The organism is Photobacterium sp. GB-72 (assembly GCF_003026095.1).
Taxonomy (GTDB): Bacteria; Pseudomonadota; Gammaproteobacteria; order Enterobacterales; family Vibrionaceae; genus Photobacterium.
Window position 1 is genome coordinate 22,238 of the sequence record NZ_PYNV01000010.1, and the last position, 14,067, is coordinate 36,304.

The 14,067-nt window shown below is 42.1% G+C and carries 13 protein-coding genes; 11 read left to right on the plus strand and 2 right to left on the minus strand.

Annotated features, from left to right (window positions below; genetic code table 11):
• Nucleotides 1–3 precede the first annotated feature (3 nt).
• From ftsE to glpG, 5 genes are all read left to right on the plus strand, one after another.
• Nucleotides 4–672, plus strand: coding sequence for a cell division ATP-binding protein FtsE (gene ftsE, locus C9J40_RS12275; protein WP_006647648.1), 669 nt, complete (start codon nucleotides 4–6; stop codon nucleotides 670–672).
• Nucleotides 662–1,594 carry a permease-like cell division protein FtsX gene (ftsX, locus tag C9J40_RS12280; RefSeq protein WP_107208665.1) on the plus strand — a complete coding sequence of 311 codons (933 nt, stop codon included), beginning with the start codon at nucleotides 662–664 and terminating at the stop codon, nucleotides 1,592–1,594. The genes ftsE and ftsX overlap by 11 nt, the downstream gene beginning before the upstream one ends.
• A 184-nt stretch (nucleotides 1,595–1,778) precedes the next feature.
• Nucleotides 1,779–2,639 (plus strand): RNA polymerase sigma factor RpoH, encoded by an 861-nt coding sequence (rpoH, locus tag C9J40_RS12285; protein WP_105061179.1) that lies wholly within the window; start codon nucleotides 1,779–1,781, stop codon nucleotides 2,637–2,639.
• Nucleotides 2,640–3,189: 550 nt separating this feature from the next.
• The gene (glpE, locus tag C9J40_RS12290; RefSeq protein ID WP_105061178.1) at nucleotides 3,190–3,516 is read left to right on the plus strand and encodes a thiosulfate sulfurtransferase GlpE; all 327 of its coding nucleotides are present in this window, start codon (nucleotides 3,190–3,192) and stop codon (nucleotides 3,514–3,516) included.
• A 79-nt stretch (nucleotides 3,517–3,595) separates the two neighbouring features.
• A complete protein-coding gene (glpG, locus tag C9J40_RS12295) occupies nucleotides 3,596–4,441 on the plus strand; it encodes a rhomboid family intramembrane serine protease GlpG (protein ID WP_107208664.1) in 846 nt (281 codons plus the stop codon).
• Nucleotides 4,442–4,501: 60 nt separating this feature from the next.
• On the opposite strand, the gene C9J40_RS12300 is transcribed toward glpG, so the two are convergent.
• Nucleotides 4,502–4,921: a flagellar basal body-associated protein FliL gene (locus C9J40_RS12300; protein WP_107208663.1), complete on the minus strand. Its 420-nt coding sequence runs from the start codon at nucleotides 4,919–4,921 to the stop codon at nucleotides 4,502–4,504.
• A 168-nt stretch (nucleotides 4,922–5,089) separates the two neighbouring features.
• On the opposite strand from C9J40_RS12300, the gene C9J40_RS12305 reads away from it, so the two are divergent.
• Together C9J40_RS12305 and ubiA are read left to right on the plus strand one after the other, a co-directional pair.
• Nucleotides 5,090–5,632, plus strand: a complete 543-nt coding sequence (locus C9J40_RS12305) for a chorismate lyase (RefSeq protein WP_107208662.1) — start codon at nucleotides 5,090–5,092, stop codon at nucleotides 5,630–5,632.
• On the plus strand, nucleotides 5,626–6,486 hold the full coding sequence (gene ubiA, locus C9J40_RS12310) for a 4-hydroxybenzoate octaprenyltransferase (RefSeq protein WP_107247035.1): 861 nt from the start codon (nucleotides 5,626–5,628) through the stop codon (nucleotides 6,484–6,486). The genes C9J40_RS12305 and ubiA overlap by 7 nt, the downstream gene beginning before the upstream one ends.
• Nucleotides 6,487–6,581: 95 nt before the next feature.
• Here ubiA and plsB read toward each other — a convergent pair whose 3' ends face one another.
• A complete protein-coding gene (gene plsB / locus C9J40_RS12315; protein ID WP_107247036.1) occupies nucleotides 6,582–9,023 on the minus strand; it encodes a glycerol-3-phosphate 1-O-acyltransferase PlsB in 2,442 nt (813 codons plus the stop codon).
• 351 nt (nucleotides 9,024–9,374) lie between these two features.
• Here plsB and lexA point away from each other — a divergent pair, with 351 nt between their 5' ends.
• From lexA to ctaD, 4 genes are all read left to right on the plus strand, one after another.
• Entirely contained in the window at nucleotides 9,375–9,995 is a 621-nt protein-coding gene (gene lexA / locus C9J40_RS12325) for a transcriptional repressor LexA (RefSeq protein ID WP_005372006.1), read from the plus strand.
• A gap of 140 nt (nucleotides 9,996–10,135) precedes the next feature.
• Entirely contained in the window at nucleotides 10,136–10,933 is a 798-nt protein-coding gene (locus tag C9J40_RS12330) for a class I SAM-dependent methyltransferase (RefSeq protein ID WP_107247038.1), read from the plus strand.
• A 356-nt stretch (nucleotides 10,934–11,289) separates the two neighbouring features.
• Nucleotides 11,290–12,432 (plus strand): cytochrome c oxidase subunit II, encoded by a 1,143-nt coding sequence (coxB, locus tag C9J40_RS12335; protein ID WP_107247040.1) that lies wholly within the window; start codon nucleotides 11,290–11,292, stop codon nucleotides 12,430–12,432.
• A gap of 12 nt (nucleotides 12,433–12,444) precedes the next feature.
• Entirely contained in the window at nucleotides 12,445–14,064 is a 1,620-nt protein-coding gene (gene ctaD, locus C9J40_RS12340) for a cytochrome c oxidase subunit I (protein WP_107247041.1), read from the plus strand.
• Nucleotides 14,065–14,067: the final 3 nt, after the last annotated feature.

Consider the following 14,067-nt stretch of genomic DNA (forward strand, 5'->3'; position numbering starts at 1 on the left):
AGTGTGATTCGATTTCAGCAGGTAAGTAAAGCTTATCGTGGCGGTAGGCAAGCCCTACAGAAAGTAGATTTTCATCTACGTCCAGCAGACATGGCTTTTTTAACTGGTCACTCTGGTGCAGGTAAAAGTACCCTGCTGAAATTAATTTGTGCTTTAGAACGACCAAGTGATGGCCAGATCTGGTTTAACGGTCATGACATCACGCGATTGCCAAATAAGCAGATCCCTTTTCTGCGCCGAAATATCGGTATTATTTTCCAAGATCATAAATTGTTAATGGATCGCAGTGTGTACGACAACGTCGCGTTACCACTGCGAGTGGAACAAGTCTCGGAAAATGAGATTAAGCGTCGTGTTTGTGCGGCACTTGATAAAGTTGGATTATTGGATAAAGCAAAATGTTTGCCGATCCAATTATCTGGCGGTGAACAACAGCGTGTGGGTATTGCCCGCGCTGTTGTTAACAAACCTATGTTACTGCTAGCTGATGAGCCTACCGGCAACCTAGATGCGGATTTATCACAACAAGTACTACGCTTGTTTGAAGAATTTAATCGTGTTGGAGTCAGCGTTTTAATGGCAACCCACGATACATCATTATTAGCGAGTCGAAATTATCGTCGCTTTGATTTACAAAAAGGAAATCTAAGGGAGCTTACTCATGGCGCGTAAATCTACGGGCTTTTTTGCGATCCATCGTCAGCAAGGAAGTGCCGCATTAAAGGATATGTTTCGTCGCCCACTAGGTAACTTTTTAACCTTAGCTGTACTCGCATTTGCGTTAACGCTACCGTGCACCTTCTACCTAATGGCTAAAAATATCACGGTAGTGGCAGATTCTTGGCAAAACCCTAGCCAAATTACGTTGTATTTGAATAACGATGTCAGTGACAGTGACGGTCAAGCTTTTGCTGATACTGTTAAAACTTGGCCTGAAGCAGAAAGTGTTCAATATATTTCAGCGGCCAAAGGATTAGAAGAATTCCGTCAACACGGTGGCTTTGAAAAAGCACTCAGTTTGTTTGATAGTAAAGATAATCCATTGCCAGCGGTGGTGATTGTTAAGCCTGCACCTGATTGGCAGGGCGATGTGCAAGCCCGTGCGCTAGCCGATAAATTAGGTAAAGAGCCACAAGTTAATGAAGTGCGTTTAGATAGTGATTGGTTACAACGTTTAGCTGCTATTCAAGATCTTGCTATAACGTTAGCGGCATTGATGTCAGGCTTAATGCTCTTTGCTGTGTTTTTAATTGTTGGCAATACATTACGTTTACAAGTGTTGAGCCATAAAGATGAAATCCAAGTGATGAAAATGGTGGGGGCAACCGACAGTTATATTTTGCGCCCTTATCTCTATGTTGGTGCTTGGTATGGTTTGATTGCGGCCGTGATTGCTTGGATCTTAGTGGCGATTGTGACATTACTGCTTGATGAAGCTGTGGCGAAACTTGCTAACCTCTATGGCAGCAATTTTAGAATGATAGGATTGAGCTGGGATGAAAGCTTAATTATGGTTATGCTTGCTACGTTTTTAGGCTTGTTGGCAGCACGACTTTCTGCTGGTCGACATCTAAAAGAGATCGAGCCTGTGTAACGTATTGTTTCTCAGCCCTGACATCATTTTATTTATTATTGATGCCTGTAATTCATATTCATTTGTACTTGAGCTTGCAATTGAACTATGTTTACAGGCATTATTGCATGTTCACGTAACGTTCGTTGTCGTTTATTTATCGTTACGATAGAACAAAAATAGCACAAACATACGAGGTCTTTGAATGTCACAAGAGATGTCTGCGATGGCTCTGGTATCAACGGAAAGTTTAGATAGTTATATCCAAACTGTTAATCGTTATCCAATGCTTACGCCTGAGCGTGAGAAAGAGTTAGCTGAACGTCTGCATTACGATGATGATATTAATTCTGCGAAAGCTTTAGTAATGTCGCATCTGCGCTTCGTTGTTCATATTGCTCGTGGTTACTCTGGTTATGGCCTACCAATTGCCGATCTTATTCAAGAGGGCAATATTGGTTTAATGAAGGCGGTGAAACGATTTAATCCCGAAGTTGGGGTACGACTCGTGTCGTTTGCTGTGCATTGGATTAAAGCAGAGATCCACGAATATGTACTGCGTAATTGGCGAATTGTGAAAGTTGCAACGACCAAGGCACAACGTAAATTATTCTTTAACCTACGTAAGTCGAAAAAGCGCTTGGGTTGGTTTAATAATGATGAAGTCAATATGGTCGCAGAGCAGCTTGGGGTTGAGCCTTCCGATGTACGTGAAATGGAATCACGCCTCGCAGCGCAAGATCCTACGTTTGAAATGCAAAATGACGATGATGAGCGTGATACCACACCGGTTGCTCCAGCTTACTATTTAGAAGATAAAAGCTCTGATGTCGCATTAACCTATGAAGAAAACAACTGGGAAAATCATGCTAACAATCGATTATCTCAGGCGTTAGCGAGCCTTGATGAACGTAGTCAGCATATCGTACGTTCACGTTGGTTAGATGATGAAAAATCAACATTGCAAGATTTAGCCGATAATTACGGTGTTTCTGCCGAGCGTATTCGCCAGTTAGAAAAAAATGCGATGAAAAAGTTAAAAGATGCAGTGGGCGATTTTTATTGATCCTTTGCCTCGTGAAGATGAGAAGCCGACCTAAGTGTCGGCTTTTTTGTGCCTGAGGATCCGTAATGACGCTGAGAAACAGAGTGATCTAACTTAGTTGATGGAGCAGAGTATCGTCTTGAATTTAATGAGATATACATCACAATTGTGGGTGTGATTGTGTACTAAATAGCATGTTATCCACAGCTTATGATCGGATCCTAACTATATGTAGTGGATCCTTTGTTTTTAAAACACATTATCAACGCAATTCACAGTTTTTTCCACAGGCGATTACTTTGTGTTCATGTTGTGGTTATGATCATCGACAAGCCCTTGTCTTCATTTGAAACTTCATTAGCCAAGAAGATACTTAGGTGTGGATAAACCCTGATTTTGGCATGGAATATATCCCTAAAAGCTGAGGTATACTGTGCTTAATAATGAGATATCGCAGTAAAACGTCAGGATCATGTGAAAAGGATCTTGTCTGGGTTTGGCGGATCATATTATTTAGCATATGTAGATCACGATGCGATGATAAAAATAACAAGTCAGGTAAAGGAAAATCATGGAACAGTTTCAACATATCTCAGTCGAGCAGGCTTATCAGTTATTACAACAAACGGATAGCCAGGCAGTTTTAGTCGATATTCGCGATCCTCAGTCATTTGCCCTAGCGCACCCAGAGCAAGCGTTTCATTTAACCAATGACACCATGGTTAGTTGGATGGATCAGGTGGACTTTGAGCAGCCGGTGATTGTGATGTGCTACCACGGTATCAGTAGTCAAGGCGCTGCACAGTATTTGATCAATCAAGGTTATGAAAATGTGTATAGCTTAGATGGTGGCTTTGAAGGTTGGCGTCGTGCGGCATTACCTGTGATTGAAGCATAAAGGCTTTACAGTGGTATCGAGCGCGCGATAATGATAGATCTTAAGTCAGATTCTATTTTTGAACAGAAAGGTCATCATTATGTATCGCTTAGCGGGATTTTATAACCCACGACAGGCACAAGCTTTTATCGATTATATGGCCTATCGAGGTATCGAAATATCGATGGCGCCAGAGCCTGAAGGTAAATTTGCATTATGGTTGGCAGATGAGCAATACCTCGTTGAAGCAGAAGCTGAGCTTAATGCATTTTTACTCGATCCAAATAATAACAAATATCAAGCGGCATCTTGGCAAGTCGCTGAAAGCCGAACCGCAAAGTTTAACTACAGTAATCCAAGTTTGATCAACATGGTTAAAGCTCAAGCTGGGCCTTTTACCTTATTGGTCATGGTCGCATCATTGGTGATTTATGGCTTATGGTTACTCGGGTTTGAACAGATCTTATTTGAATGGCTACATTTCCCGTTTATGAATGGCGATCAATGGGAGTTATGGCGTTATTTCTCTCATGCGTTACTGCATTTTTCTCCTCTTCATGTAATTTTTAACTGCCTATGGTGGTGGTTACTGGGCGGGCAAATTGAACGTCATAGTGGTTCTGCTAAATTAGTGCAGATTTTTTTACTGTCCTCATTAGTTTCAGGTTTTGGTCAGTTCTGGCTTGATGGGCCTAATTTTGGTGGTTTATCTGGTGTGGTATATGCGCTATTGGGCTACATCTGGTGGATGGGATGGCTGGCACCACAACGAGGTTTAGTGATTGCCCGCTCTTACGTTGTGTTTATGTTGGTATGGCTAGTGATCGGATTTGCAGAGCCGATGGGAATGTCGATTGCCAATATGGCGCACTTATTTGGCTTAATTTCAGGCTGTGTGATTGCGTTATTTGACGCTAAAGTGAATCCACTAAAGCAAGCTAAATAATTCAGAGAAAATATCGTTAAAGGGGCAGTTTGCTTTAACGATATTTCACCGCTTTTTCTTTTATTGATAAAGAAACTTAGTAAAGAGCAGTTCAGCAACGGGCTGTTGGCGCGTTTCTGCTAGCAGGAGTCGATTGACTTGATCTTGGCAAGCTCGGCGGATCTCTTCACGGCCAGCAAGCGATTTGATTTTTGCTTCTGGTTGTTTACTCACAATATCAATAATGGCATCACGGATAAGCGGGGTGTGGTGCTCAATATTGGTGAGGTTGGTTTGATTGTTTATCATCAAATCCACTTGGAGACGAATATAACCCAGCCGTTTACCTTGGGTAACATAGTTGGTTGTGATGTCAGGCTCTAACGTGTAGTAAGTGATTTGAGGGGGAGCTGCCACATCTTCATTAGATGCTATCGCCACTGGGCTTTGAAGCATGCTGACAAGCGTTAGCGCTGCCACAAAAACAGATAATTTTATCATTATACTTATGTTGTCCACTTAGTTTGTGAGAAACAGGTGTAATCTTTGCACGGTAACGATATTCGTACTGGTTACAGCTTGCTACAATAGCAGATCATTATGGTAATAAATTAACTGAATACAACCAAGTGTTATCGATCACGAGTTTGTTGATTAAGTAGTGAGAAAATGTCGGAATTCAAGCAGTTATATAGTCCGTTACTTGAAGGTGCTGTATGGTATCCAGCCTCTGAATGGGCATTAGAAGGAGGTTCCGTTGGTTCTTGGTTACTCGAGTCTGACTCTTTATCGCGCCGTTTAGCCGCGCATTGTCGTGTTTTTTCAGTCACAGTATTAGCACAAAACGTAATAAAAAATAGTGAGTTATCACTATCAGAACGTGCGTTATTAGGACACAGCGATTGCCTTGAACGCATTGTTATGCTCAATGGTGATCAACAGCCTTGGGTCTATGCTCGAACACTAATGCCGACCACAATATTATGTGGGGACGAAAGTGATTTAGCCGAATTAGGCGCAAATCCTTTAGGGTATCGTATTTTTAATGGCAACAATTCCCGTCGTGATGCTCTGGAAGTGGCAAGAATAGGCATGCCAGAACAATCGATTTGGGCTCGTCGTTCAAGATTATGGATTAATGAAAAAGCTATGCTGGTGGCAGAGTTGTTTTTACCTCGCTCACCTGTGTATGCAAGGAATAACAAATGTTAGAAATGACTAAGGCGAGAGCGTTTTGGCAATTAGCGCGTTTTGATCGTCCCATTGGTAGCTTATTATTATTATGGCCAACCTTGTGGGCACTTTTTCTTGCCGCAGATGGCATGCCAAATATAAATGTATTAATTGTTTTTGTCTTAGGTGTCATATTCATGCGTGCAGCAGGATGCGTGATTAATGACTTTGCTGATCGTAATTTTGATGGCCATGTTAAACGTACTAAAGACCGTCCAATGCCGTCGGGTAAGGTGTCTGAGCGCGAAGCGTTAGGCTTATTTTTCTTGTTAGTGCTGGTGTCGTTTTTACTGGTTTTAACCATGAATAGCTTAACTATTATGTTATCTGTGGTGGGAGTACTATTAGCGGCATGTTATCCGTTTATGAAGCGTTATACTCATTTACCTCAGTTGGTTTTAGGCGTTGCATTTGGCTGGTCTATTCCAATGGCATATGCAGCACAAGCAGGTGATTTATCGCTGAGTGCATGGTTATTATTTACTGCTAATATTTTGTGGACGATTGCGTATGACACCCAATATGCGATGGTAGATCGGGATGATGATTTAAAGGTTGGGATTAAGTCGACTGCTATCCTATTTGGACGTTTTGATAAGTTAATTATTGGCTTGCTTCAGCTTGCCACGTTGAGCTTATTGATTGCTGTCGGTATGGTGCTGCAATTAGGCCAAGTGTATTACTGGTCATTGTTACTAGCGTCAGGCTTATTTGTTTATCAACAGATGTTGCTTAAAGAGCGCCTACGTGAAAGCTGCTTCCGTGCGTTTTTAAATAATAACTACTTCGGCATGATTGTCTGTGTCGGTATTGTATTAAGTGTCTGCTTCTAGAAACATGACTTAACGCTGTATTTCGTGAGTTTAATTGTTGAGTGTTAAAGATATAAAAAAAGCGCCGTTATGGCGCTTTTTTTCGTTACGTATCTTTATTCTTGTTTGTCTTTAGCGTCATCTAAGTGCATCACCGCTTGGATGGTGAGGTTCACTTCCGGTGAGACTAACGAGGTGAGTAGATTCGCTAAGTTTTCTACTGGACGTGCTACCGCGTGGCACTCGTCATTGAGATAACCTTCGCTACGCAATGTTTTCACCAAAATACTAAATACACCCTTATCGAAAAACTCTGGTGCATTGATCCCGTGTAAACGACTTAGACGTTGAGCAAGCACTTGGCTGTGATGCTCTAAATCATTTTTCGCCATTTCAGGCTCTGCACGGAGTAAAGTTAGTGCAATCGCATAACGTTGTAATGTTTCAGATATCGTGCGAGCCAGTAGCTGAAGAGGGCCAATACGGGCATTATTGATAGAAATGTTAATCCCATCGTTAAGTAATAGACGTTGGCGTACAAGCTCATCAATGATCTTATCAATTTCAGTATTTAGCTGCTCATTATCAAAACGTAAGAACAATTCCGCTTTTAAGAATGGATACAGTAATTCAACTTGTTCATGAATTTCATCATTGGTTAAGCTTTGCTGCTGTACCACAATATGCGCAATCAACGACGGTAATGCGAATAAGTGAATGATGTTATTACGGTAGTACGTCATCAAGATCGATTGTTGACGATCAAGCGAAATAATATCGCCTAAGGTGTCATGCTCAACCACGAACTTATCCATTGCAACCGCATGCTCAATCATTTGCTCAGCATTTTCTTTTGGCGTTGTACACTGGCTTGAATATGGCGTATTACGCAATAGTTCAAGGTAGCATTCAATTTGCTGCTCTAGTACTTCACGGCTTAATGCGCGTTGTCGTGATGCCAGTAATGCAAGGGCGCATAACGTCATTGCATTGGTTGCTGCAGCGTCGTTAATATGTGTCATCATCTTAACGGCTAAATCGTTCACGACAGGCGTTAACCAGCTTGGTTTCTGCGGCTCGATTGGGTTAATGTCTTTGTGCCACTCAGGTACATTGTCATTTAAATATTGGTTAAGCGGAATAGGCTCACCAAAGTTGACATAACCTTCGCCTAAATTACGCAACTTACGTAATGTTCGGATAACTTGGCCGACATTTTCTTTCTCTTTACGCTTACCTTGTAGCTCTTTTGCGTAAGTGCCCACTTCCATTACATGCTCATAGCCGATGTACACTGGTACTAATGTAACGGGACGGTTTAAACCACGCAGCATGGCTTGAATAGTCATTGAAAGCATGCCGGTTTTCGCTGGTAATAAGCGACCAGTACGCGAACGACCACCTTCACTGAAGTATTCAACTGAATACCCTTTAGTAAATAACTCAGATAAGTATTCACGGAAGACTGTTGAGTACAGACGATCACCACGGAAACTTCGGCGAATAAAGAATGCACCACCACGACGGAAAATAGGACCGGCAGGGAAGAAGTTTAAGTTAATACCAGCGGCAATGTGTGGCGGTACTAAGCCTTCGTTATAAAGCACGTAAGAAAGCAATAAGTAATCCATGTGACTTCGGTGACAGGGCACATAGACTATTTCATGACCATCTTGTGCTAAACGGCGCACACGTTGGGCATTTTTGATATTCAAACCTTGGTAAAGTTTGGTCCATAGCCAGCGTAGGAAACGCTCACCGTTCTTGATCAGTGGGTAAGAGAAATCTGCCGCAATTTCCTCCATCATACCGATGGCTTCTTTACGTACTTTTTCAACCGGTACTTGGCGGCTGATCGCTTCTTCTTGTACCACTTTATCGATGGCTTTAGAGGCAAGTAGACGCTTAAACAACAGCTGACGATCAGGCAGGCGTGGGCCAGATGTCGCAATTTGCTGGCGTGAAAAATGGATTTTTGCCACGCGAGCTAATTTTTGTGCAATCGCATCATCGGTACCATGATGATCGGCCATATAACGCAGCGATACTGGCGTACTTAAACGCACTAAACAGTCACGGCCATGCGTTAAAATTGCCCAGAATTTTGCTGGACCATTTAACGGACGTAAGGTTGCTTTGCGTTGGGATTCTTTACCCGGTGCTCGTCCCCATAAAATAGAAGCGGGCACTAACTGAATGTTTAATGCTGGATCTTGTTTGTGTTGCTCAAGTAACTCGGTAAAGAGTTCAATCGAATCTTGAGGTAGAGCATTATTAGTGCCGAATACACTCGGGCCTTCAGCAACAAAGACAAAACGTGGAAAGCTACGGCCATTAATTTCTAACTTAGTTAATGGATCAGGTAGCCCTAATGCTTTAGCGCTGCTACGCAGTGTTAATAAATCAGTATTAGAGCAATACGGTAAAATGTAGGCGATTGGCCGCTCTAAATCTAACTCTAAATCAGCAACAGGATCAGATGGAATGGTTGCTGGTTTAACTAATAAAGAAAGCGGCAACTTTAATAATTGTTGATAAAATTTTTGCCAACGTGACATATTTATAACGAGCCTCAGAATCTTAATGCGCCGCAAGGATAGCAGAAAATGATTGATTTCATGCAGCTAAAATACAGTTGATAGCGGTTAAATTATCATTTTTTATGGTCTTTTATTGTTTCTTTTTGACCGATGAGTGGTTTAAAAAACAATCTGGCATGACCAGTGAGTTAAATCTAATTGATTCTACTGAAATTATTATCTTTGCGAGACGGCTGTCATTATTTTAGTACCTAAGCTCTGATAGGTTTGATTAACTGATCAAATTGGTGTTTTCGTAAACAATTGCCTTTTAATGTGGCTTAACACTGGATATACTCACAGTGAACTGTATAAAAAGACAGGTGACTCATGAAGCCGTTGACATTACGCCAACAAGAAGTCTTTGATTTAATCAAAGCAAAAATAGACGAAACAGGTATGCCACCGACACGTGCTGAAATTGCACGTGAATTAGGTTTTCGCTCTGCGAATGCGGCAGAAGAACATTTAAAAGCATTAGCACGTAAAGAAGTGTTGGAAATTATTCCAGGCGCATCGCGTGGTATTCGCTTACTTGTCAATCAAGAAGAGCCAGAAGAGCAGGGACTACCACTGATTGGTCGTGTCGCTGCGGGCGAACCGATTTTAGCGCAAGAACATGTTGAAGCGCATTATGAAGTCGATCCTATGTTATTTAAACCTCGTGCCGATTTTTTACTACGTGTAAATGGGATGAGTATGAAAAATATCGGGATTATGGATGGCGACTTGTTAGCTGTACATAAAACCCAAGATGTTCATAACGGTCAAGTTGTGGTTGCACGTGTTGATGACGATGTAACGGTTAAGCGTCTTGATAAGCAGGGAGCCAAAGTATTACTCCATGCTGAAAACGAAGAGTTTTCACCCATTGAAGTTGATCTTGAGCATCAAAGTTTAACCATTGAAGGCATTGCTGTTGGCGTGATCCGAAACGCTGATTGGATGTGATGGTTATTGAACGACGGATTGAGTGAAGCCAAAAAAGCGCAGTTAAAGCTGCGCTTTTTTATTGTCTTAAGAAAATGACGAGTAAGCTTTGCAAATCTAACTGATAATTATTATCATCCTTAATTCATAAGGAGATAATGATGACGAAAATAAAGCGCTACACCATTCCCTCTGACTTACTTCAACCGCTTTGGTATCGCAGCCGAGAAAGCTTAGCCGATGATGGTCTTATTTATGATCCGGTGGCTGCCGTAGCGTGTCGTCAATGTTATCTCGAACCTGATTGTGTCGGGCAACAAGTTCCTCAGCGTCAACTTTTACATGCCACTTTAACTTTGCAGTGCGATAAACAAGTGAAAGACTTCTTAACTCGCTATCCTTATGGGCAGGTTGTTAATCTTGGTGCAGGGCTTGATACCCGCTTTTACCGCTTAGATAACGGACGTTGTCGCTGGTTTGAGTTAGATACTGATGAAAATTTACTTTGGCGAGAGAAACTATTTCATCGCAGTGATCGTTATATGCTGAAAACGGGTTCAGTTACTGATCTCAGTTGGTTAAAGCGTCTACCGAAAAGTGCTCAAACACCGATACTTTTAATTTGCGATCAAGCACTATTAGCCTGTAATTCAGCGCAATTAGCGACATTTATCCAGCGTATGGGGTGTAGTTTTAGCCACATGGAAATGTGTATCGTGGTTGCGGGCGATCTATGCCATGTCCCTATTGCGAAAAAAATGGGCTGCGGTGAGTATCATCATGGCTATCGTGATCCTGCGCAACAAATGATTAATTGGTTACCGTGGGCTGAGTTGATTGATTGTTTTAGCCCATTTGATAATCCCTGTCCGAGATGGCGAACATGGCAACGTTGGATTGCTAAAATGCCCAGTATGAAATATCGCTTAACGCCTGTTGTTGTTCATTTGAAATTATAGCGAGGTATGAATATTACTATCGTTAATCTAAATAACGATTCTCGTACTTGTTGTAACTTATTGATATTGTGATACATGATAGCGAGTAGTTTATTTATATCTATATATCAAAGTGTTATCTACTTTTTTGTTAGTTATTTTATATCCATGATTCTTTGCGTATTCTGCGATTCCTGCCTACGTTAAATATATCGAGACATTTTTATGTGTTGGTATGTGCTGCTCAATAAATGCTTTAAATAATAAAAAATAAATAATGCCGATTTGATAGCTCAGCTGCATCGTTAGTCATAGAAGCATTCTGCCACATAAAATTCGTTCAATTGCATATTTGAATGACAGGGGAGGTCAGAGCGATGGTTCGTTCATTGATCGCAGGAATAGCGAGTGTACTTTTCTCAATGCCGCTGATGGCTGACACCATACAGCTTAATATGACACCGGGTGTAACGGCGGTAAGTCAGAATGTATACAGTCTTCATATGACCATTCTCTACATTTGTATCGCGATTGGTGTGGCGGTATTCGGAGTTATGTTTTGGGCTATCTTTCACCACCGCAAGTCAAAAGGCGCAAAGCCTGCTTCATTCCATGAAAGTACTAAAGTAGAAATTATTTGGACGCTGATCCCGTTCATTATCTTAATAGGCATGGCTATTCCTGCAACTAAAACATTGATTGCAATGGAAGACACCTCAAAATCGGATGTAACTATCCTTGTGACAGGCTCGCAATGGAAGTGGCATTACAACTATTTCAACCAAGACGTTGAATATTACTCCCACCTTGCTACAAGTGCTGAACAAATCAGTAATCAATGGCAAAAGCGTGACAACTATTTATTAGAAGTTGATTACCCCTTAGTTCTTCCTGTCGGGCAAAAAGTACGCTTTTTGATCACCTCACAAGATGTGATCCACTCATGGTGGGTGCCCGCTTTTGCGGTGAAAAAAGATGCTAATCCTGGCTTTATTAATGAAGCGTGGACACAAATTGATAAGCCCGGTATTTACCGAGGTCAGTGTGCCGAATTATGCGGGAAAGATCATGGCTTTATGCCAATTGTAGTTATAGCTAAGCCGCAAGCTGAATACGATGATTGGTTGCAGAAAACCAAGATCACTCAACGTAAAGCGCGTGAAGAAGAGCAGCGTTTGTTAGACATGCAAATGTCGTTAGATGAGCTTATGACACTGGGCGAAAAAACCTATACCGCTCGTTGTGCCATGTGTCACCAAGCTAATGGGGAAGGTGTTCCTGGGGCATTTCCAGCATTGGCTGGCGAAGGGGTTTCAGTTGATCCTAAAGGTAAGTTAGAACACATAAATGTTGTTGTTCACGGCAAGACAGGTACCGCGATGCAAGCGTTTGGTCCTCAGTTGAGTTTGAAAGAGTTAGCCGCTGTTATTACTTATGAGCGTAATGCGTGGGGAAATAATACTGGAGAATCGGTACAGGCGGCGGAAGTACAAGCGATTAAAAACGGTCAGCAACTATAAAGGAGAGTAAGCATGACGGATACAATGCGCCAAGAAGCTGAAATTGATACTGCTGGCTGTACTGACACAGAACACGACCATCATGCGCATCCTGCGAAAGGGTTAAAGCGTTGGTTGTTTACTACCAATCACAAAGATATCGGCACCCTATATTTGCTGTTTAGTTTAACCATGTTTTTTGTTGGCGGCGCAATGGCGATGGTTATTCGGGCTGAATTATTTCAACCGGGTTTACAGTTAGTTGAGCCCAACTTTTTTAATCAGATGACCACAGTTCATGGCTTAATTATGGTGTTTGGCGCCGTGATGCCAGCTTTCACCGGACTGGCTAACTGGATGATCCCAATGATGATTGGGGCACCAGATATGGCTTTACCAAGGATGAATAACTGGAGCTTCTGGATCCTTCCTTTTGCATTTAGCTTGTTGTTAGCTTCTCTTTTTATGGAAGGAGGCGGGCCTAATTTTGGTTGGACATTCTATGCACCACTTTCAACAACATATAGCCCACCGAGTACGGGATTGTTTGTATTTGCCATTCACATCATGGGAATTAGCTCGATCATGGGAGCGATTAATGTTGTCGTGACCATCGTGAATATGCGCGCACCGGGCATGACGTATATGAAAATGCCACTCTTTGTTTGGACGTGGTTGATCACCGCATTTTTACTTATCGCGGTTATGCCTGTTTTAGCAGGCGCGGTGACTATGGTATTAACCGATAAATATTTTGGTACGAGCTTTTTTGATGCGGCGGGTGGTGGTGATCCGGTGATGTTCCAACATATCTTCTGGTTCTTTGGTCACCCTGAAGTTTATATTATGATTTTGCCGAGTTTCGGTATTATTTCTGCCATTATCCCTGCTTTTTCGCGTAAGAAACTTTTTGGTTATAGCTCTATGGTGTACGCCACGGCATCCATTGCTGGGTTAAGCTTTATCGTCTGGGCACACCACATGTTCACCACGGGGATGCCTGTCGCAGCAGAGCTATTTTTCATGTATTGCACCATGTTGATTTCAGTCCCTACGGGGGTGAAAGTCTTTAACTGGGTGGCAACGATGTGGCGAGGATCATTAACTTTTGAAGTGCCAATGTTGTTTGCTATTGCGTTTATTGTGCTCTTTACCATTGGCGGTTTTTCTGGATTGATGCTCGCTATTACGCCTGCTGATTTTCAATATCATGATACCTATTTTGTAGTTGCCCATTTCCATTATGTGTTAGTCACTGGCGCTATCTTTTCGATCATGGCTGCTGCCTATTATTGGTTACCAAAGTGGACGGGACACATGTTTGATGAGCGTTTGGCGCAATGGCACTTCTGGTGTTCGCTGATCTCGGTCAACATCTTATTTTTCCCAATGCATTTTTTAGGATTGGCGGGTATGCCACGTCGTATTCCTGACTATGCCCTGCAATTTGCAGATATTAATGCCGTGGTCAGTATTGGTGGTTTCTTGTTTGGGGTCTCTCAATTGATATTTATCGCGGTCTTGGTGAAATGTATTCGAGGGGGAGAAAAAGCACCTGCCAAACCATGGGAAGGTGCTGAAGGGTTGGAGTGGACAGTCGCATCACCTGCGCCATATCACACCTTTTCAACACCGCCCAAGATTGATCCTTAGGAG

Excerpts from the sequence above, each read along its gene's own strand:
- ftsX (WP_107208665.1), top strand. The coding sequence starts at position 662 with ATGGCGCGTAAATCTACGGGCTTTTTTGCGATCCATCGTCAGCAAGGA.
- rpoH (WP_105061179.1), top strand. The coding sequence starts at position 1,779 with ATGTCACAAGAGATGTCTGCGATGGCTCTGGTATCAACGGAAAGTTTA.
- glpE (WP_105061178.1), top strand. The coding sequence starts at position 3,190 with ATGGAACAGTTTCAACATATCTCAGTCGAGCAGGCTTATCAGTTATTA.
- glpG (WP_107208664.1), top strand. The coding sequence starts at position 3,596 with ATGTATCGCTTAGCGGGATTTTATAACCCACGACAGGCACAAGCTTTT.
- C9J40_RS12300 (WP_107208663.1), bottom strand. The coding sequence starts at position 4,921 with ATGATAAAATTATCTGTTTTTGTGGCAGCGCTAACGCTTGTCAGCATG.
- C9J40_RS12305 (WP_107208662.1), top strand. The coding sequence starts at position 5,090 with ATGTCGGAATTCAAGCAGTTATATAGTCCGTTACTTGAAGGTGCTGTA.
- ubiA (WP_107247035.1), top strand. The coding sequence starts at position 5,626 with ATGTTAGAAATGACTAAGGCGAGAGCGTTTTGGCAATTAGCGCGTTTT.
- plsB (WP_107247036.1), bottom strand. The coding sequence starts at position 9,023 with ATGTCACGTTGGCAAAAATTTTATCAACAATTATTAAAGTTGCCGCTT.
- lexA (WP_005372006.1), top strand. The coding sequence starts at position 9,375 with ATGAAGCCGTTGACATTACGCCAACAAGAAGTCTTTGATTTAATCAAA.
- C9J40_RS12330 (WP_107247038.1), top strand. The coding sequence starts at position 10,136 with ATGACGAAAATAAAGCGCTACACCATTCCCTCTGACTTACTTCAACCG.
- coxB (WP_107247040.1), top strand. The coding sequence starts at position 11,290 with ATGGTTCGTTCATTGATCGCAGGAATAGCGAGTGTACTTTTCTCAATG.
- ctaD (WP_107247041.1), top strand. The coding sequence starts at position 12,445 with ATGACGGATACAATGCGCCAAGAAGCTGAAATTGATACTGCTGGCTGT.